Below are 20,358 nucleotides of genomic sequence, written 5' to 3'. Positions count from 1 at the left end.
GGGTTCAGCCTGTGGTTCTTCCTCAATGTCTCGGAGGTTTCCGAGCACAGGAAACCATCGGAACTCCCGTTGAAACAGCAGACGTGACCCGTTTGGCACCAGGATTGATGCGCCCCCTGCTGGGATCATTGGCCTGAAGCCAGCGGGACGGTTGGGCCGCCTCCGGGACCGGGCGGTAGCCCGAGAAATTCTCTCAATTCCTGGAGTGGAAAATGCTTGAGAAGTATCAATATTACGCAAACATCGTCGGTTCCGTCGACGAGACGATCGGAAAGATCGCGGATCTTCCCATTTCCAAGTGCTACGATACAAAATTCCTCGAGACAGTTTTTATTCCGAGCCTCGGCCTCAACGATGAGTATCTCGAACAGCAGCCGTCGGAACTGAGCCCCTATTTCGGAAAGGGTCTTCATCTCTGGCAATACCCGTCGCAGCTTGCACAGTATCTGGTCTGGCTTGCGCACAACGCCAAGGCAATCCGCCACTACACCGAGATCGGATGTCGCTGGGGTGGTACCTTCATTCTCATCAATGAATGGTTGAAGAAGATCGGCGCGCCGATCGAGTTCTCTCTCGCCATCGACCCGATTCCGCCGACTCCCTTCGTCGAAAAATATCGCGAAAGCTCATCGACCCCGGTTCACTACATCCAGGATTTCTCATCGTCCAAGTCGGTGATCGACTACCTGTCCGCGTTGCGGTCGGACATGGTCTTCATTGATGGCGATCACTCCATCCAGGGGGTCATGTTTGACCACCTGCTGGTACGCAATACTGCGCAGATCATTGTTCATCATGACATCGCGTCGCAAGCTTGCCCTGGCACGTCGCTCTTCTGGAGTTATGCAAAGCAGGCGGAAAATCACTTCGACAACTGGGAGTTCACGCAGCAATACGACTCTGTCGAAGGAAACTTCCTTGGCATTGGTGTTTTGAAGCGCAAAGGCGCCTGATCGCCGAGGGAGGTCCCGGCAGTGGCTGGGACCTTCCAAGAAAATCAGAAGGACGATCCATCGTCCTTCGTTCCGATATGCCGGCCAACGTGCCGTGCCAGCAGCGAAATTGGCGCCAAGCCGCCAGTCCACCTTCATTCAACCGAGGCCCCAATGGCTCCCGTAATTCTCGTCACTTTCGCAGGCCGGCAGAAGCGCATGGGTGTGCTGACGCAATATGTGCGTCGCGCGCTTGATCTTGGTGTGATCGACCAGTGGCATATCTGGGATTTCACCCGCTCCAGTGAAGATCACGCATGGGTAACGCGAGAATTCGGTCCGGTTCGGTTCATGGGATCGAAAGCGCCTTACCAGGAGGCGGGAAGCATCACGCGTCTTTCACCCTTCCGCGCCCGCGTCGGCATTACCAACGACCTTCACATCGGTGTCCTGCCGAATGATGATCAAGAGCATTTTTACGAGTTCGTCATCGGCGGATGGAACAATCAGGCCTCCGCGCTTCGCAAGAGCCCACGTGAGCAGCTGGGCCACCTGGACCGCAAGGATGTGCAAAATCTGTGGTCGCGCGTTACGCCTGGCATTCTGTCGCCGGGCACGGACAATTCGGTGGTGATGTGCCTGGCGGACGATGGAGCGCTTGAGCTCTCGGTCAATGATGTGCCGGTCGGCCGCTGGCCTGACCTTGTCGGACTGGCCGGTGCACGCGTGATGATCCGCGGCGGTTGGGGCGGTGATCTCGAATTGTGCGACACCAACGCGCCCATCCAGCGTTACGTCGGCAACCCGAACGAACAGATGCCATACTGGCAGGCCTATCATTATTACGCCAAGCGGCTCACGCAGTTCGCAGACACGCTCTTCCTGAAGTGCGATGACGATATCGTCTATCTCGACATTGATCGCCTGTCAGATTTCATAGAATTCCGACGCCGCAATCCGCATTATTTCGTGGTCTCTGCAAACGTCGTCAACAATGGCGTTTGCGCCTATCTGCAGCAGCAGGCCGGGCATCTGCCGGAGGGCGATCTCGGTGAATTCGAATACCCGCCGGGTGGTTTCGGGGGCAGTCTGTGGCAGAGCGGCGAGCGCGCCATCAAGCTGCACGAGTTCTTCCTTCAGTCGCAGACGAAGCATTTTCCGCTCTCGGCGAGTACGGTCGAATGGAACGAACGCCAGTCCATCAATTTCATCGCATGGCTTGGGCGGGACATCCTCCACATGGCGCTGGCGCAGGGGGATGATGAGCGGGTCATGACGGTGGATCTGCCGGCCTATCTGGGCAGGCCCTGTGCCATCTATTCGGAATTCACCGTCAGCCATCTGAGTTTCGGCCCGCAGGAGCGCGGTTTCGATTTTGATCCATTGGTGGACAGATACGAAGACCTGATGCGCGAAAAACTCGGCCTGTGAGCGGAAGGGGCCGAAAAGGCCCATCCCTCACACAGGATGCGCATGACCGGCAAGATAGGCGGCGACTTGCGCCGCCAGCTCTTCCGCCGTGCCGGCTGTCGTATCCAGACGCAGTTCGGGATGTTCCGGTGCCTCGTAGGGCGAGCTGACGCCGGTGAAGTTGGCAAGCTGCCCGGCAAAGGCCTTCTTGTAGAGCCCCTTGGGGTCACGTTCGGCACACACGCTGATCGGCGTGTCGATGAAGATCTCGATGAACTCGCCCTCCGGCATCATGGCGCGCGCCGTTTCGCGATCGGCTCTAAACGGTGAGATCAGGCAGACCAGCACGATCAGACCGGCGTCTGCCATCAACTTGGCCACTTCCGCCGTCCGGCGAATGTTTTCGACGCGGTCCTCTGCCGTAAAGCCGAGGTCCCTGTTGAGACCGTGACGCAGATTGTCGCCGTCGAGCATATAGGTGTGCCGGCCTTGCGCCGTCAGCATCTTCTCCAGCGCGTTGGCGACGGTCGACTTTCCGGCACCCGAAAGCCCGGTGAACCAGAGCACCGCAGGCCGTTGCGCCTTCAGTTCGGAACGGACCTTTTTGTCGACCGACAGCGTTTGCCAATGAACGTTAAGGGCGCGCCGCAGCGGGTGGTCAATCATGCCGGCGGCAACGGTGGCATTGCTCATCCGGTCAATCAGGATGAAGTTGCCGGTCACCCGGTTTTCCCCGTAGGCATCAAAGAGGATCGGCGTCTGCGTCGAGATGTTGCAGACACCGATTTCGTTCATCTGCAGAACCTTCGCGGCCTCGTGCATAAACGAGTTGATGTCGATCTGGTGCTTCAGTGTCGTGACTGTCGCGCTCGTTGAATGGTTCTCTGTCCGCAGAATATAGGAGCGACCCGGCATAAGCGGGCTGCTATCGAACCAGATCAGCTTTGCCTGGAAATGATCGGCAACCGTCGGGCGATTGTCCGGCAGCGAGAGCAGGTCGCCGCGCGAGGCATCCACCTCGTCTTCCAGCACAAGCGTGACGGCCTGGCCGGCCTCGGCCTCGGCAAGGTCGCCGTCCATGGTGACGATGCGCTGAACGCAGGTGGTCTGCCCGGATTTCGCCAGCACGATCTCCTGACCCGTCCGGATCGATCCCGATGCGATCTCGCCCGAAAGCCCCCGGAAGCTGTCGTCCGGCCGCGATACCAGCTGGACCGGAAAACGGAACGGCCGGCCGGTCAGGTCCGTCTCGGTCTCGACACTTTCCAACTGCTCGATCAGTGTCTTTCCCCGGTACCACGGCATACGGGACGAGGGAGAGCAGACATTGTCGCCGAACCGCGCGGAGAGCGGGATCGGGCAGATGCTTGCAAAGCCCAGGGTTTTCGCGAAGGACTGATAATCGGTGACGATCCGGGAGAAGACCGCTTCATCGAAATCCACGAGATCGATCTTGTTGACCGCAAGAATGATGTGGCGGATGCCAAGCAGCGAGGCGATGAAGCTGTGGCGCCGTGTCTGGCCGAGTATGCCCTGGCGCGCATCGACAAGCACCACCGCCAGATCCGCCGTCGAGGCGCCTGTCGCCATGTTGCGGGTGTATTCCTCGTGGCCGGGCGTATCCGCAACGATAAACTTCCGCCGGTCGGTCGCAAAGAACCGATAGGCGACGTCAATGGTGATTCCCTGTTCGCGTTCGGCCTCCAGACCATCGACGAGGAGGGCAAAATCGATATCATCACCCGTGGTGCCGAAACGTGAGGAATCACGCTCGAGAGAACGCATCTGATCATCGAAGATCATCTTCGTGTCGTAGAGAAGACGACCGATGAGCGTCGATTTTCCGTCGTCCACCGAGCCGCATGTCAGGAAACGGAGAAGGGAGTTCTGGCTGGCCGCAGGCGCCTCGGAAACGTCGGTTGCCATCAGAAATACCCCTCCTTCTTCTTCTTCTCCATCGAACCGGCTTCGTCGCTGTCGATCAGCCGGCCCTGGCGTTCGGAGCTTCGTGCGCCAAGCACCTCGCGGACCACGGCATCCAGCGTGTCGGCGGATGATTCGATCGCACCTGTCAGCGGGTAGCATCCCAGAGTGCGGAAGCGGACCAGTTTCTCCTCGACCACGTCCCCGTCGCGCAGCGGCATTCGCTCATCATCGACCATGATCAGCGTGCCGTCCCGTTCGATGACGGGGCGTCTGGCGGCGAAATACAGAGGGACGATGGGGATCGATTCCTGCTGGATGTATTGCCAGATGTCGGCCTCCGTCCAGTTGGAAATCGGGAAAACGCGGATCGATTCGCCAGGCGCGATGCGGGTATTGTAGGTCTTCCACATCTCCGGTCGTTGTGCCTTCGGATCCCAGGCATGCTGGGCATTGCGGAAGGAAAAGATGCGCTCCTTGGCGCGCGATTTCTCTTCGTCGCGCCGCGCTCCGCCGAAGGCCGCATCGAAACCGTGTAGATCAAGCGCCTGCCGCAGCCCGAGCGTTTTCCAGACGTGGGTATGCAGGTTGGAGCCATGGGTGAAGGGATTGATGCCTTGTGCGATCCCGTCCGGGTTCCGGTGGACGAGGAGGTCGATGCCGAGGCGTTGCGTGATCTCGTCGCGAAACTTGATCATCTCGCGGAATTTCCAGGTCGTATCGACATGCAGGAAGGGAAAGGGCGGCCTGCGCGGATAAAACGCCTTCATCGCCAAATGCATCATCACCGAGGAATCCTTGCCGATGGAGTACAGCATCACCGGCTTGGAAAACGTCGCGACCACTTCCCGCATCACGTGGATCGATTCGGCTTCGAGACGCTGAAGATGTGAAAGGCCCATGGGTAAACGCTTATCCTTGCTGGCGTTTTGTATCCGGTCAGGTGATTCCCGTTCAGGATGTACATATCGACTAGCAGGAACCGGCGTGTCTGTCAGCGCATCGTGCCACGGGCGCTGTGACGACCGGAGAAGGGGAGGAGGGCTGAAGATGCCTTCGTCTCCAGGACGGCGAGAAATGGTTAATCTTATTTACGATACGTTAACTATGATAAGGTTAACTGTTCTCACTCAAGCGGTGCGTCTCTTGGCGAAGAACTAGTCGAGAATGGCATGATGCGCAGCACCCTTGCCGGAACAGGAACCGGAATGTCCCTGATCTTTCAGTCTGCACAAGGGGCAGTATAATGACGAGCATTCTGACCAACTCCGCTGCAATTGCAGCCCTTTCTACTCTGCGCACGATCAACAGCGATATGGAAATGACGCAGAGCCGCATTTCCTCGGGTTACAAGGTCGAGACCGCAGCCGATAACGCAGCCTATTGGTCGATCGCCACCACCATGCGTTCCGACAACAAGGCACTCGGTACCGTTCAGGACGCACTCGGCCTCGGCGCCGCCACCACCGACGTTGCCTACACGGCCCTCGAATCCTCCATCAGCGTTGTTGATGAAATCAAGGCGAAGATCACCGCCGCTTCCGAGCCGGGCGTCGACAAGGCCAAGATCCAGAAGGAAATCGATCAGCTGCAGAACCAGCTGGAGTCGATCTCCAAGTCGGCCTCCTTCTCGGGCGAAAACTGGGTTTACCACACCGCATCCGCCGGTGCCGGCACGCAGGCCATCGTTGGCTCGTTCAACCGTGATGCCGAAGGCAATGTCAGCCTGACGACGCTGGAATACGACACCAACAACTCCTCGCTCATCGAAGTCGACACGGCCGGCGCAAACGTCACCGACGGCACGGGCCTGCTCTCCACCAATATGAGCTTCTCCAGCGCGACCGGCGCGACCGTTTCGCTGACCTACTCGGTCCTGTCGCTCGACATCAGCAACATGACGACCGGCGACCTGGCTGACGCTCTGTCGGGTGTTGACGCGGTCCTCCAGGAAATGACGGACGCTGCCGCTGACGTTGGTGCGATCAACAGCCGTATCGACCTGCAGACGGAATTCGTCGCCGACCTGATGGACTCCATCGAAAAGGGCGTCGGCAAGCTGGTTGATGCCGACATGAACGAAGAATCGACCCGCCTGAAGGCCCTGCAGACACAGCAGCAGCTGGGTATCCAGGCTCTGTCGATCGCCAACAGCGGCTCGCAGAACATCCTCTCGCTCTTCCAGTAAGATCGATCCAGTCACCAATACCGAGAAAGGCCGCGGATTTCCGCGGCCTTTCTTTTTTGCGTTTTCCGTCACAATCCAGCTTCGCGCAGGTTAATGAGCTTTTAATAGGTCTTAAGAATTGGTTATTGCGTTCCCCGCGCCCTTGTTTATAAGGTTAACCATTGCTTAAGAACGCCGGGCAGCCACCAGGGCAATGACTGTGTCTGCCAGCATGATGCTATCCTGCGTTGCCGGTTGAGCTCCGGCATGTCCCGCCAACGTAAGGGGCAACTCCTCACATGACCAGTATTATTACGAACACCGGCGCATTGGCTGCGCTGCAAACTCTCCGCACCGTCAATCAGGACATGGAGCAGGTCCAGAACCGGATTTCCTCCGGTTATCGCGTTGAGACCGCCGCGGACAACGCAGCGTATTGGTCGATCGCGACGACCATGCGATCCGACAACAAGGCACTCGGGACCGTCCAGGACGCTTTGGGTTTGGGCGCCGCGAAAACGGATACCGCCTACACCGGTCTCGAATCGGCAATCAGCGTCGTCGACGAAATCAAATCCAAGATTACGGCCGCGTCCGAACCGGGCGTTGACAAGACAAAGATCAACAAGGAGCTCTCCGAGCTCAAGAAGCAGCTCTCCTCGATTGCCGAATCGGCATCGTTCTCCGGCGAGAACTGGCTTTACAACACTGGTTCGGCTGGCGCTGGTGTCAAGAACATCGTCGCCTCGTTCAACCGCGCTGCTGATGGTGCCGTTTCGCTGACCACGCTCGAATATGACGCCGGTGGATCGATCATGATCGACACCTACAGCGCAGGCCGCGGCATCCTAACCAAGGACTGGAGCGTCACGCAGCCCTATGGCACGTCCGGCACGACGGTCGCCAACTACTTCCTGATCGATATCGGCACTGCAGCAGGCGCAACAGCAACGGGGGCCGAGATCACCCTGGATGAAAACACCAGCGCTGATGACCTTGCGGGCATGCTGTCGGCCGTCGAAGCAATGTTGCAGCAGCTGACGGATTCGGCCTCGACCCTCGGTGCGATCACCAGCCGTATCGACATGCAGGAGAGTTTCGTGTCGACGCTGATGGATGCCATCGACAAGGGCGTGGGCCGTCTGGTGGATGCCGACATGAACGAGGAATCAACGCGCCTCAAGGCACTGCAGACGCAGCAGCAGCTGGCCATTCAGTCGCTCTCGATTGCAAACACCAACGCGCAGAACATCCTGCAACTCTTCCAGCAGTAAAAAAGATCCACCGCAAGAGCCTCGGCTGCCGGTCAGCGCCACAGGCTCACTTTGGACCGCGAACTGCCCTGTCGCGGTCCAAACGCTTCACTTTCGCACAAGTTTGGCTGCCTAAGGTTCCGATATCTTCACGCTATTTGTTTATCTGTAGTTCGCGTGCTTCTCGACTTTTATCAGGACTGAGTAAATGACCGCTGCGCTAGGATGCCGATTGTCTCGTCGTTGCCCAGAGAACGGCGGTGTCGTTGAAACGTTTGCGCGATCGGGAGCTTCGAAATGACAGCACCGCTTTCTCGTTACCTGAAAGATTTTTCCTCACCCCCGCCGATGCCGGCATCGCCGGAACCGGAAGATTTCGGCCCGGCGTTCAGCTTCGAACTCGATCCTCCCGAACCTGCGTTTGATCTCGATGCGGAGCGCGCCGCTGCCTTTGCGGAAGGTAAAGCGGCCGGCGAGGCGGAAATCCGCTCTGCCTGGGAGGCCGAACGCGAAGCCAGAGACCTTCAGCACGCAAAGGCGCAGGAATCGTTGCGGACCCGGCTGGAAGGCGATGCGGTGCTGCGTCTTGAGACGATGCTGCGCGATACCGTCGAGCGCCTCGCAGACCACGTCTGTCAGCAGGTCGCCCCGGTTCTCGCTCCGGTCCTGCAGGAGGCTGTCGCAGCCACGGCCATTGCGGAACTTGCGCGGTCCGTGAAGGATGCCCTGCTGGCGGAAAAGGCGGCACAGATTACGGTTCGCGGCCCGGCATCGCTGTTCGAGCAGTTCAAGGAGGCTCTCGGCGAGGACGCTCCAGACCTGTTGCACAAGGAAGCCGACGACCTCGACCTTGCCGTTGAACTGAACGATGCCGTCCTCGTGACGCGCCTGTCTGCCTGGGCTGGCAGCCTCAGGAAGGTGCTGGCATGAGCGAGCAGAATCACCATCACGGCAAGAACGAGATCATCATCGTCAAAAAACACGGCGGTGGTCATGACGGGGCGCATGGCGGTGCTTGGAAGATCGCCTATGCCGACTTCATGACCGCGATGATGGCCTTCTTCCTGGTGATGTGGCTGGTCAACGCCGCCAACGAGGAAACCAAGGCATCCGTCGCCAGCTATTTCAACCCGATCAAACTGTCGGACGAGACGCCGGCCAAGAAGGGGCTCGAAAAGCCGACCGAGGCTGCGGATGGCGAGGAAAGCAAGGAACGCTCGAAGGTCCAGGCGGATGCCGACAAGGTGGGTGCCGCTGCGGCGACCGGGGATGACCTGACCTCAAGCTCCGGCGAAGAAACCAACTATTCGGAAGCAGACTTCTTCGAAAATCCCTATTCGGTGCTTGCCGAGATCGCGCAGGAAGTGGGCCAACAGGCGAACGTCAGCGCGAAGGGCGAAGGCGGTGCCAGCGATTCCGGCCCTGCAACGGGTGCGGATGGCGGAGAGGCCTATCGGGATCCGTTCGATCCTGATTTCTGGACCAAGCAGATCGAAGTGACGCGCGCCGACGGCCAGGAAAAGGCACCGGCGGAGTCACAGCCCGTCAATGAGGCAAGTCAGACGCCGACTGAAATGCTGCCGCCGGCACCTCCGGCACCCGGACCTGTGCCGGTAACAGCACAACAGACCGCGCAGGCTCAGGTCAAACCTGATGCCGCCGATCCCGCGAAAGCGTTGGAAGTCGCTGTCGCCATTCCACAGGCCCGTCCGGATCCCGCGACAGTGCAGGCCGAGGCACAGAAGCAGGCAAAACTTTCGGATCAGGAACGCAGTGCCGAGGAACTCAAAGAGCAAATTGCGTCGGAAATCGGCGGCGTTGCCGGGAAGCTTCCGGAAGGCCTGATTGTCACCCCGGCGGAAGGCGGTTTGCTGATCACCATTTCGGATCAGTTGCAGACACCCATGTTCAACACCAGCTCTGCCGTGCCCCGCAAGGAGCTTGTGCTGGCGATGGAGAAGATTGGCGGGATTCTCGCCAAGCGGCAGGGGGATGTCGTAATCCGCGGGCATACCGACGCTCGTCCCTTCAAGGACAACAGCAACGACAACTGGCGGCTGTCCGCCGCACGAGCTCACAGTGCCTATTTCATGCTTGTGAAGGGCGGCTTGAAGGAGGATCGGGTGAAGCAGATTTCTGGTTTTGCCGACCGGCGCCCGCAGGTGACGGATGATCCGCTCGCGCCGCAGAACCGCCGGATCGAGATTTTGCTTGAGGACGGCAAGACCTGATGAAACGCGGGATCCGGCAACGTCTGCTCTTTGCCACAACGGCGGCATGTTTCCTCTCCGTTGTGTGGGAGAACGCGTATGCCCAGCAGGCAAGCGAGACGCTTGAGCCCTATCAGATGATACGCTCGCTGCAATATGTGCAGGATACGGTGGTGATGGGCGATCACTCGGCCGGCGAAATGCAGCGCTTCATGCTGACTGCGCTGGACAAGAGACTGCGCAACATCAACCCGAAGGTGTTCGAAGATCCCCGCAATGTCGATGCTGCCTTGATCTATGCGATGAGTGGCGGCAATCCGGCGACGCTTGAGTTCCTGGTGGCGCGGGATGTCGGCGGCAATTTCGACACGCGTGTCGGCGATGTATTGCGGAAATACCTGGCGGGCCGGGGGCTGATGGTCGCCAAGACGCTGACGGCGATGGTGCCGGAATATCAGAACCAGCGTATCGGACCCTATCTTGCGCTTGTTGCCGGCAATGTCATGGTGGCAAGAGACGCCAATGAAGCGTTGCGCTTCTACACGGCCGCGCGACTTGCCGCGCCGGGCACCATCATTGAGGAGGCCGCGCTTCGGCGTTCGGTCGCCATCGCCGTTGAAAAGGACATGCCGGAACAGGGGATACGCTATGCGCGCCAGTATGCGCGCCGCTTTATTCATTCCCCTTACGCCAGCCAGTTTGCCGACCTCTTTGTCGACCTGATCGTCAAACACTACGGTGTCATCACGCAGGATGACGTCGATGGCGCCCTTGAAGTCATGAGCGATGACCGCGCACAGGCGATCTACCTGCGCATCGCACGCCAGGCGGCAATTGACGGGAAGACGGAACTGGCGCGCGAAGCATCCTTGCGGGCCAAGGAGCGGGGTGGTGACGCCCCGACCCCTGGGGGTTCTGTGGCCAAGCTCTATGGCGGCGTGGCAAACCTGTCAGCCGGAGAAGTCGGCAAGGCTGCCGAAACGATCGATGCCGTGCCGGAGGATCAACTGTCTGCGCAGGACAGAGCGCTGAAGGCTGCGGCGCAGCGGGTTGCCGAGGAAGTGATGCGTCCACCATCGAACGTCAGCCTCGAGCAAGTCTCTGCGGACACAGTTGCAAATCAGATCAGTGCCGAGAAGACATCGGCATTACCCGGGCATGACGCTGCCGGGTCAAATGCCGCGGGAAATGCGGCAGCTTCTGCCAGCGCATCTTCTCTCGAATCCGAAGTCAAGTCCTTCATCGACAAGGGTCGTTCGAGTCTGAGCGCGGTTGACGATTTGCTGAAAAAGGACAAGTGACAATGCTCACACCGGGAACAATTGTATCTGACGTCAGTCAGCCCTCACGTACGTCTGCGAACCGTACGAGCGCGGGCCGATCAGGTGAGTTCGGTGAGGCGTTGTCGGCCGTTGCCCAGGAGGAGCGGCCACTTCGCGATGATCATGAGGACGCGGAGCCGGATGTTGCGGCAGAAGATGACGAAACAGCGGAATCCACTGGTACACGCACCACCTCTCGCCTGGCGCTGAGCTTCCTGCGCCAAGCCGGCGACACGGCATCTGCAGAGGCAAAGCTGGAAAATGGACAGCTTGCGACAACGACTGTGTCTCTGTCTGGGCAGAAGACTGCGGCTGTCGCGGCGGCAGGGGGGCAAACGCACCCCTCAGCGGGTGCGGCGGAGACGCTGGAAGGTCTCGGCGGACTCGTTGAAGCGGACGGAACTCTGACAGATCCGGCTGTGGCGACGGATTCGGCAATCACGGCGGGCTTGGATGCGCTCACTGTGAGCGGCGGAAAGAAGTCTGCCGTGGCGGGCGCGATGTCTGACCTGTCGACAGAAACACTGCCGGCCTCGGATCTGGATGCCCTCGTGAAGAATGCCGGAAAGCTTGGCGCAGACGACAAGACAGGCAAGGTGGCATCGGGCGACCGCAAGACGCCTGGCATCGGCGAATCGAACGTCACAAAGCAGAGCGCCGTGGATGCAGAAGCTGGTCAAACCGCAGCTGCTGATGCGGGTCAGATCGTTTCGGAGACCAGCACGGCCACCGATAGTGACCTGCAGACCAGTGCGCAGGCAGTTGCGACACTGCTGGGCGGTCTGATGGCAGCGGAGGGCCCGCAGTCGCAGGTCAAGACGACAGCCCGCAGTGACGCCGCGTCGAGCAAGTCTGACAAGGAAAACGCAGTCCTCGCGAACTCTGCCGCTCTGGAAGACGGTGTTCTGCTTGATGCGGCTTTGGCCGAAGATGCACTGAACAAGACCATTCTGGAAAAGTCCGTGGCCGCCGACGAAACCGAAAAGCGGTCCTTCCGCCTCGTGTCCGCTCAAGGTGGGCGCAGTCTGGACATGACCATCGGCACCGACCAGAACGGCAAGGCGACCGTCGATACCTCGACGAAAACGTCAGGCGCGGAAACCGTCACCGTACTCGACAGCCGCCGGTTCCTGGGTTTCATCCAGTCGACCAATGGCGCGGCTTTGACGTCGACGATCTCAGGCGATGCCGAATGGCAAAGGGCAATGCAGCCGGGTGCGACATTGCAGAATGAACAGGCCCGCAGCGGCACGAGCAATGTCGTCAACACGCTGAAACTCCAGATGACGCCGATCGACCTCGGGACGGTGACTGCGACGCTGCGTCTCGTTGGCGAGGAGTTGAGCGTTCATCTGACCGTGGAGACACGTGCGGCCCATCAGCAGCTGTCGGACGACAGCAGCGGCATCCTTGGCGCTCTGCGTGCCCAGGGTTTCTCGGTGGACCAGGTCACCGTCACCATGTCGTCGCAGGATTCGAACGCCCAGCTGTCCGGTAACGGCCAACAGCCCTCGGCGGACACGAATGCGCAGCAGGGTAACTCCCAGTCACAGGGACAGTCATCGGGCCGGTCAGAGGCATCAGTGAAGCATGGATCGAACGAAATCGAAGCGGGGTCTGAAGCACGGCCTCATTCCACTGACAGTGCTGGCGGGACTTCTGACCTCTATCTCTGATGCCAGGGCGACGGCGGATGGAGCCTGTGAACGCGAAATCCAGGCGGCCGCATCGAAGTATGGTATCCCCGAGGGGATCCTGTATTCGGTCGGATTGACGGAAACCGGACGCAAGGGCAGTCTCTATCCGTGGGCACTGAATGTTGAGGGCAAGGCGGTCTTTCCGGAGACTTCTTCCCAGGCGCTGCAGGCCTTTGCCGAGGCCCGGCGCCAGGGCAAAACCCTCATCGACGTCGGGTGCATGCAGATCAATCAGTACTTCCACGGCGAGAATTTTGCGTCCGTGGAGGAGATGCTGAACCCGAGGCGCAATGTAGAGTACGCGGCGAAGTTTCTCCGCAACCTTCATGACAGGCATGAAACCTGGACCATGGCGGTAGCAAGATACCACGCTGGACCCAATAATGATCCCGCGCAGAAGCGTTATGTCTGTCGCGTGATCGCCAACCTGGTCGCAACGGGTTATGGCAATTGGACTCCGACGGCGCAGCAATTCTGCCAGTAATGCAACCATAGATCTATTGCATGCTCGCGATTTTTCGTGGGTGTTTGTCCCGTTGCTGATTTGTCCAAAACATGGCAAAGCAAGGGCTGAAAAAGGTCTTGTTAACTTTTCCACCGCAAAATAGTGTGGAAAATTCGAAAGACCCACAAGATGTAGGGCAAATCGCGCCCCAATCCTTAATCAACTATTAAAACCCATGGTTAATTTTGTAGAGTTGTCCATGACTCCTTCGATTCGTACCCATAGTGCATCGAGGCACCACACTGATTCGGAGGCGGACGAATGATCGTAGTGGTTGATGAGCGCGAGCTCGTTAAAGAGGGTTACACCTCACTATTTGGGCGCGAAGGCGTACCTTCAACAGGATTTGATCCGAAGGAATTCGGAGAATGGGTCAATACGGCGGCGGACACGGACATTGCCGCGGTCGAAGCATTTCTCATCGGGCAGACCGAACGCTCGCTGGAGCTTCCCCGTGCGATCCGGGATCGCACCTCAGCTCCCGTGATTGCGGTCAGTGATCAGCCGTCGCTCGAGGCGACGCTGGCACTGTTTGACAGCGGCGTCGACGATGTCGTGCGCAAGCCTGTTCATCCGCGGGAGATCCTTGCACGTGCGGCAGCGATCCGCCGGCGCATCAAGGCGCTGACGAACTACACCGATATCGGTCCGATCCGCGTCTTCGACGATGGTCGCGATCCCGAGATCAATGGGGACATCTTCCCGCTTCCGCGTCGCGAGCGCCGTATCCTGGAGTATTTGGTCGCCAACCGCGGACGTCGCGTGTCGAAGACGCAGATCTTCAATGCAATCTACGGAATCTTCGATGACGAGGTCGAAGAAAATGTCGTAGAAAGCCACATCAGCAAGCTTCGCAAGAAGCTGCGCAAGAAGCTTGATTTCGATCCGATCGACTCCAAGCGCTTCCTTGGCTACTGCATCGACTGGAATTGAGACAGGTAACGCCTCGGCGTTCCTCTTCTTCATCAAGTATTAGTTACATTCGACCCCGGAAATCGACGCAGGTTTCCGGGGTTGTATTTTGTCGGCGTGTTGAGCTCCAAGCGTTGCTCTCAGGTCGTCAGTTGCAGGCGGTCATCTCAGACAGCTTCACGCAAGGCCCGTCATCTAGTGTCGTCTCATAGGCAAAACGGGGATTTGATATGAGCCTTTACGGAACGATGCGGACGGGTGTGTCCGGTATGAACGCACAAGCCAACCGTCTCGGCACCGTTGGCGATAACATCGCCAACTCCAGCACGGTCGGCTACAAAAAAGCATCGACAGAATTTTCATCAATGCTTCTTCCTTCCTCAGGCGGCTCTTATAATTCGGGCGGCGTCCAGACCAATGTCCGTTATTCGATCAACGAACAGGGCTCTTTCAGCTACACAACATCCACGACCGATCTGGCTATCAACGGTTCGGGCTTTTTTGTCGTCACCGGCGCTGATGGAACGGAATATCTGACCCGCGCTGGCAACTTTGAGGTCCAGTCCGACGGGACTTTGATGAACGCGGCGGGTTTCACCCTTATGGGGTATCCTTACGAGGAGGGTGTTGATCCGACCATCGTCATCAACGGTTTCGAAGGGCTGTCGGAGATCAATGTCACGGGTGGTGGTCTGCAGGCAACGGCATCGACCAGCGGAAGCCTTGAAGGCAACCTGCCGGAAAACGAGGCCGTGGGTTACACGAAGTCTTCTTCCGTCGTCGCTTTTGACAGCAAGGGCAATTCCCGTCTTCTCGATTACGTCTACACCAAGACGGCGCAGAACACCTGGACGCTCGACATCCAGTATGAAGGCACCTCGGTCACCGGTATCACGCCTGTTGGTTCGACAACGGGAACGGCAACCGGCAACCTTTACAGCGCCGCGGCTGTGGGTGATGTTGTTACCACGAGCTCGATCGCTTACGGTAGCGATGGCGAAGCACACACGCTGACCTACAACTACACAAACACCGGTGCCAATACCTGGGATCTCGAGATTCTGGACGGAACCACGTCAATCGGTACCCAGACCGGCCTGACCTTCGACGCGACGACCGGCGCCCTGACGTCCGCCCCCACAACGCTGACCACCACGGCCAACGGCACACTCGGCGCGCTGACCATTGACTTCTCGGCACTCGCCGAGAGCACCAGTGTGAGCTCCGTAGCGGCTCAGTCGGACGGCAATGGTACAGCCTATGAACTGTCTTTCGACGGCGCAGGTGTGCTCACAACGCCGACCTCGGTCACGACGACGCAGCAGTCGATTGATGGCGCAACGCTCAACGCTCTGACGATTGATATCAGCGCCCTCACCGAACTTGGTGCCGACTATTCGATTACCGGCGACGTCGATGGCAAGGGCGCTTCGGCTGTCGACTCGGTCGAAATCAGCAGCGATGGCATCGTGTCGATCCTCTACGAGAACGGCCAGTCGGTTCCGACCTATCGTATCGCCGTGGCGAACGTCCAGAGCCCGAACAACCTTACGTCGCTCGCCGGTAACGTTTACTCGCAGAGCCAGGATTCGGGTGTCGTCGTCATGGGTTACGCAGGCAATTCGGGCTACGGCGAAATCCTGTCCAACACGCTTGAAGACTCAAACGTCGATATCGCCGAGGAACTTACCACGATGATTGAAGCGCAGCGCAACTACACCGCTAACTCGAAGGTCTTCCAGACCGGTTCGGAACTGCTGGAAACCCTCGTGAACCTCAAGCGATAATCGCTTCGTAGCGTAACAAAGGTAAGCTAATGTCGCTTTCTACAGCACGGTCAACAGCTCAGGCGATCTTCAACAACACGGCCCGTCAGACGGCCGTGCTTGGAACGAACATCTCGAACACGCAGAACGCCGATTACAACAAGCGTACCGTGATGATCGTCTCGACGGAGTCCGGCGCCCGCGTCGGAACTGTCTACCGCGAAGAGAATGCGGCATTATTCCGCCAGTCGCTGGAAAGTCGTTCACAGGCCAGCGCCCAAACGACGCTGGTCGACGGATTGACGAACCAGATCGCAAACCTGCTCGGAGGCAACGATTACGGGCTGTCTCCGAACACTTATCTGACCAGCTTCTACAGCGCGCTGGAATCCTACGCTGCCAAACCAAGCGATACCACGCTTGCGTCGGGTACGGTTTCAGCCGCGCAGGATCTCGCAAACTCGCTCAACACGACGTCCAAAGGACTGCAGAGCATTCGCGCCGATGCAGACAAGACCATCAGCGAACAGGTCTCCGATCTCAACAACCTGCTTGAACAGTTCGAGGCCAAGAACAACGAAGTGGTCACGGCAACGGCGACCGGCAAGGATGCGAATTCCGCTCTTGACGAACGCGATTCCCTGCTGAAGCAAATTTCCGATATTGTTGGCGTCTACACTTGGTCGCGCGAAAACGGCGACATGGCGCTCTACACCATGGACGGGACCACGCTGTTCGAGACGGTGGCGCGACAGGTTACCTTCACGTCGACCACGACCTACGATGCCTCTGTGACGGGCAATGCGGTCTTGGTGGATGGCGTCCCTCTGTCGGCCGGAGAGGGTGGCGATACCACCGCAAGCGGTTCCCTGCAGGCTCTTCTTCAGATTCGCGACGATATTGCCCCCACCTATCAGCGGCAGCTCGACGAGATGGCAAACTCTCTGATCGAAATGTTCTCGGAAACCGACACATCGACGTCCACGACCCTCACCGGTCTGTTCAGCGACAGCGGTTCGACCACCGGTTCGATCGGCTCGATCGACAACCTCGCCTATCGCATCACGGTCAATTCGGCGGTCATTCCTCCGAACGGTGATCCATCGCTCATTCGCGACGGTGGTATCAACGGAACAGCCTTCGTTTCCAACACGACGGGTGAAAGTGGTTACTCGGACTTGCTCGACGCCTATGCCCAGAAATTCGAAGAGACGCGCACCTATACCAATGAGACCAATATCGGCGGATCGCAGACGCTCCTGAATTTCTCCACCGCGTCCATCGGCTGGTTCGAAACCATTCGCAGCTCGGCAACGAGCGCCGAAGAAACCAAGACCGCGCTCATGTCTCGCACAAGCGAAGCATACTCTAATGCGACTGCAGTCAGCCTTGATGAGGAACTGTCTCTGCTTCTCGAAGTGGAACAGTCCTACAAGGCAGGAACAAAGCTGCTGAACGCAGTCGATGAGATGATCCAGACACTTCTCGATACGGTAGGCTAAGGGTTATGAAAACGTCATTCAGCTCCAACATTGGTATCCAGAGCAGCCTGGCACAGACCATGGCCAAGGCCCAAAAGGAGCTTGTTGAGGCAAACCAGGAAGTGTCGACGGGTGTTCACGCGGATATGGGCGTTGCGCTCGGTTCCTCGACGACCCGCAGTCTGAATCTGACGCGCGATCTGCTTCGGATCGAAAGCCTCTTGGCTTCCAATTCCTTGGCAACGACCCGTATTGATTCGTCCGAGGGTGCCCTCAGCAATATGGCGGATCAGATCACCACGGCTTCCGGCCTGCTGACCGGTCTCGGCAATACCGAATCGACGGTCAACGAGGTCGTATTGACCATGACGTCGGCTCTTGATGCATTCACCGCTGCTGGCAATTCCTCCGCCGCTGGCGAATATCTGTTCTCCGGAACGAACACCGATGTCGAACCGCTGACCTCCTATACAGAGGACGGTTCAACGTTCAAGGCGGCGGTTGATCTGGAACTCAACCAGTTCCTGTCGGACAATGGCATCGCGTCCAAGGCCGATATGACCGAAGCCCAGATGCAGACGTTCCTGACGGATCTGGAAGCGAAGTTCACCGGTACGGCAACTTTGACCGATCCGCCGCACACGGGGCTCGCGGGCGAGGACTTCTGGACGACCTTCGTCTCCGACGCGTCTGATACGAACATGACGACGCGCATCACATCGAGCGAGACCATCGTCAGTTCGGTCAATGCGAATGATGCCGGCTTCCGCAACTTCATGTTCGGTGCCATCGTCACCATTGAATTCCTGCCGACCGCAACGGATGAAACCCGTTCGGCGATCGTCGACAGCGCCCAGGCTGCATTGGGCCGCGCCTCGACCGGCATCTCCAGCCAGCGCAGCCAGCTTGGTCTTTCGAGCGAGCGAATCTCCAAGGCGACGGACAGCCTGGAGGCGCAGAAGACCATTATCGAAAACAGCGTGAGCGATCTGCAATCGGTCGATTCGTATGAAGCAGCAACGCGGGTCACGGAACTGCAGTCGCTTCTTGAAGCGGCTTACACGCTGACCTCGCGAATACAGCAACTGAGTCTCATTAACTACCTTTGATGATCAAAGGGAGTCCGTGAAAATGAAGGATACATGAATGTACCAGTTTTCATATGCCGAGATCATGGAGGATGACGTCGCTGACGCCAAAACCCGAGAACGGCAGGCGTTGGATCGCTCCATCGAACTCTTGAAGGCTGCACGAGAGGAAAAACGATACTCGCGCGCCTCGATCGAGGCGCTGTTTTACACGCGGCGCGTCTGGATCAGGTTCATCGAGGACTTGAGACAGCCGGAAAACGAGTTGAACGCCGACCTCCGCGCCAATCTGATCTCCATCGCCATCTGGATCTTGAAGGAATGCGAACAGATCAGGCGACGGCAGTCGGACAATTTCCAAGGTATTATCGACGTGACCACCATCATCAGGGATGGACTTAAATGAAAAGTACGCTGCGCATCTCGCTGAAATCGGGCGAAAGGATCTTCATCAACGGGGCCGTTCTGCGCGTCGACCGTAAGGTGGCGCTCGAATTCCTCAATGACGTGACCTTCCTGCTCGAAAACCATGTTCTCCAGCTGGAGGACGCGACGACGCCGCTTCGTCAGCTCTATTTCATCGCTCAGATGATGCTGATCAACCCGGAAGGCAAGGATCAGTCGCTGTCCATGTTCCGCAAGTCGATCACCATGCTGTTGACCTGCTTCCGCGATGAGGAAGTCCTGGCGGAGCTGAAGCGGATCGATGCGATGGTCGTCAGCGGCCGTGCATTCGACGCCCTGAAGGCGATCCGCGGCCTCTACACGATCGAAGATCGCATCCTCAACAACCAGGAAATGTCGCCTGCGACGGTCGAGCAGATTCGCAGGGAGATCGCTCCGTGGCGGTAGATTCGGTCACCTCCACCACCTCCTCGTCCAACCCCTGGGCGAATGCAGCAGCATCGTCGACCGACGCCGACAATGCGAGCCTGAACTACGACAGCTTCCTGCAGCTCTTGATCGCCCAGATGAAGAACCAGGATCCGACGGATCCGATGGACGCGTCCGAACAGATCTCGCAGCTCGCTTCGTTCTCGCAGGTCGAGCAGACGATCCAAACGAATACCCACCTGAAGAGCCTGCTTCAGGCGGAAGCGATCACACGCGCCGGCGACATGGTCGGTAAGTACATCATGAGCGCTGACGACACCACGACCGGCAAGATCCAGGAAGTCCAGGTCTATTCGGATGGTATCATCGCCGTCACGGAAGCTGGCGACAAGATCCTTGTTCAGGCTGGTGTTGTCGTTTCGGATCAGGAGATCGAGGCTGACACTGATACCGACACGAGCACTGATACGACCACCGACACGAGCACGACCGACGAAAGCTCGACGTAATCCAACAGGCCCGGTAAAACGGGCCTGTCGAATCACCCTGAATGATTCAGGGCAGGAGAGGCTGATGAACGAAGCCGATGCGTTGGAAATCATGCAAGCCGCGATGAGGACGGTCCTGATTGCTTCGGGACCGGCAATCCTCGTTGCCATGGTCGTAGGGGTGGCGATCGCCTTCCTTCAGGCCTTGACGCAGGTGCAGGAAATGACGCTCACCTTCGTGCCGAAGATCGTCTCGATCCTGCTGGCGGTGGGATTTACGGCTCCCTTCATCGGCAGTCAGATCAATCTGTTTGCCCAGCTGGTGTTTTCGCGGGTCCAGTCCGGTTTCTGAGGAACCGGACGGGAGATG

At 58.5% G+C, this 20,358-nt stretch carries 19 protein-coding genes; 17 read left to right on the top strand and 2 right to left on the bottom strand.

The genetic code is table 11. The annotated features are described in order from the left end of the window. Nucleotides 1-212 precede the first annotated feature (212 nt). Nucleotides 213-953: a hypothetical protein gene (locus tag OU993_RS04290; protein ID WP_268155008.1), complete on the top strand. Its 741-nt coding sequence runs from the start codon at nt 213-215 to the stop codon at nt 951-953. Between the two features lie 153 nt (nt 954-1,106). After that, entirely contained in the window at nt 1,107-2,363 is a 1,257-nt protein-coding gene (locus OU993_RS04285; RefSeq protein ID WP_268155007.1) for a hypothetical protein, read from the top strand. 27 nt (nt 2,364-2,390) lie between these two features. On the opposite strand, the gene cysN is transcribed toward OU993_RS04285, so the two are convergent. Both cysN and cysD read right to left on the bottom strand, forming a co-directional pair. Further along, entirely contained in the window at nt 2,391-4,268 is a 1,878-nt protein-coding gene (cysN, locus tag OU993_RS04280) for a sulfate adenylyltransferase subunit CysN (protein WP_326493823.1), read from the bottom strand. Beyond that, nucleotides 4,268-5,167 (bottom strand): sulfate adenylyltransferase subunit CysD, encoded by a 900-nt coding sequence (gene cysD, locus OU993_RS04275; RefSeq protein ID WP_268155006.1) that lies wholly within the window; start codon nt 5,165-5,167, stop codon nt 4,268-4,270. The genes cysN and cysD overlap by 1 nt, the downstream gene beginning before the upstream one ends. A 344-nt stretch (nt 5,168-5,511) precedes the next feature. On the opposite strand from cysD, the gene OU993_RS04270 reads away from it, so the two are divergent. The 15 genes from OU993_RS04270 to fliQ all read left to right on the top strand — a co-directional run bounded on the left by OU993_RS04270 (nt 5,512) and on the right by fliQ (nt 20,340). Continuing rightward, nucleotides 5,512-6,453: a flagellin N-terminal helical domain-containing protein gene (locus OU993_RS04270; RefSeq protein WP_268155005.1), complete on the top strand. Its 942-nt coding sequence runs from the start codon at nt 5,512-5,514 to the stop codon at nt 6,451-6,453. Between the two features lie 278 nt (nt 6,454-6,731). Continuing rightward, on the top strand, nt 6,732-7,706 hold the full coding sequence (locus OU993_RS04265) for a flagellin N-terminal helical domain-containing protein (RefSeq protein ID WP_268155004.1): 975 nt from the start codon (nt 6,732-6,734) through the stop codon (nt 7,704-7,706). 276 nt (nt 7,707-7,982) lie between these two features. Further along, nucleotides 7,983-8,615 carry a hypothetical protein gene (locus OU993_RS04260; protein WP_268155003.1) on the top strand — a complete coding sequence of 211 codons (633 nt, stop codon included), beginning with the start codon at nt 7,983-7,985 and terminating at the stop codon, nt 8,613-8,615. Next, the gene (locus OU993_RS04255; RefSeq protein WP_268155002.1) at nt 8,612-9,916 is read left to right on the top strand and encodes a MotB family protein; all 1,305 of its coding nucleotides are present in this window, start codon (nt 8,612-8,614) and stop codon (nt 9,914-9,916) included. The genes OU993_RS04260 and OU993_RS04255 overlap by 4 nt, the downstream gene beginning before the upstream one ends. Then, a complete protein-coding gene (motC, locus tag OU993_RS04250) occupies nt 9,916-11,196 on the top strand; it encodes a chemotaxis protein MotC (RefSeq protein WP_268155001.1) in 1,281 nt (426 codons plus the stop codon). The genes OU993_RS04255 and motC overlap by 1 nt, the downstream gene beginning before the upstream one ends. 101 nt (nt 11,197-11,297) lie before the next feature. Next, complete coding sequence (fliK, locus tag OU993_RS04245) at nt 11,298-12,893, top strand: flagellar hook-length control protein FliK (RefSeq protein ID WP_268155000.1); 1,596 nt, start codon at nt 11,298-11,300, stop codon at nt 12,891-12,893. Continuing rightward, a complete protein-coding gene (locus OU993_RS04240) occupies nt 12,808-13,398 on the top strand; it encodes a transglycosylase SLT domain-containing protein (RefSeq protein WP_268154999.1) in 591 nt (196 codons plus the stop codon). Before fliK ends, OU993_RS04240 begins: the two co-directional genes overlap by 86 nt. Before the next feature lie 282 nt (nt 13,399-13,680). Beyond that, on the top strand, nt 13,681-14,352 hold the full coding sequence (locus OU993_RS04235) for a response regulator transcription factor (protein ID WP_165215526.1): 672 nt from the start codon (nt 13,681-13,683) through the stop codon (nt 14,350-14,352). Nucleotides 14,353-14,561: 209 nt separating this feature from the next. Then, complete coding sequence (locus OU993_RS28760) at nt 14,562-16,118, top strand: flagellar hook protein FlgE (RefSeq protein WP_326493822.1); 1,557 nt, start codon at nt 14,562-14,564, stop codon at nt 16,116-16,118. Nucleotides 16,119-16,147: 29 nt separating this feature from the next. Further along, nucleotides 16,148-17,599 (top strand): flagellar hook-associated protein FlgK, encoded by a 1,452-nt coding sequence (gene flgK / locus OU993_RS04220; RefSeq protein ID WP_268154998.1) that lies wholly within the window; start codon nt 16,148-16,150, stop codon nt 17,597-17,599. Between the two features lie 5 nt (nt 17,600-17,604). Further along, complete coding sequence (locus OU993_RS04215; RefSeq protein ID WP_268154997.1) at nt 17,605-18,687, top strand: flagellar hook-associated family protein; 1,083 nt, start codon at nt 17,605-17,607, stop codon at nt 18,685-18,687. A 37-nt stretch (nt 18,688-18,724) separates the two neighbouring features. Next, the gene (flaF, locus tag OU993_RS04210; RefSeq protein ID WP_268154996.1) at nt 18,725-19,072 is read left to right on the top strand and encodes a flagellar biosynthesis regulator FlaF; all 348 of its coding nucleotides are present in this window, start codon (nt 18,725-18,727) and stop codon (nt 19,070-19,072) included. Further along, nucleotides 19,069-19,518: a flagellar biosynthesis repressor FlbT gene (gene flbT / locus OU993_RS04205; protein ID WP_268154995.1), complete on the top strand. Its 450-nt coding sequence runs from the start codon at nt 19,069-19,071 to the stop codon at nt 19,516-19,518. Before flaF ends, flbT begins: the two co-directional genes overlap by 4 nt. Continuing rightward, nucleotides 19,509-20,009 carry a flagellar hook assembly protein FlgD gene (flgD, locus tag OU993_RS04200; RefSeq protein WP_268154994.1) on the top strand — a complete coding sequence of 167 codons (501 nt, stop codon included), beginning with the start codon at nt 19,509-19,511 and terminating at the stop codon, nt 20,007-20,009. The genes flbT and flgD overlap by 10 nt, the downstream gene beginning before the upstream one ends. Before the next feature lie 64 nt (nt 20,010-20,073). After that, the gene (gene fliQ, locus OU993_RS04195) at nt 20,074-20,340 is read left to right on the top strand and encodes a flagellar biosynthesis protein FliQ (protein ID WP_268154992.1); all 267 of its coding nucleotides are present in this window, start codon (nt 20,074-20,076) and stop codon (nt 20,338-20,340) included. Nucleotides 20,341-20,358: the final 18 nt, after the last annotated feature.

This window comes from Rhizobium sp. SL86 (assembly GCF_026672545.1).
GTDB lineage: Bacteria > Pseudomonadota > Alphaproteobacteria > Rhizobiales > Rhizobiaceae > Neorhizobium.
The sequence above is the reverse complement of the archived record's forward strand: the minus strand, read 5'-3'. Positions and strand labels throughout refer to the sequence as shown.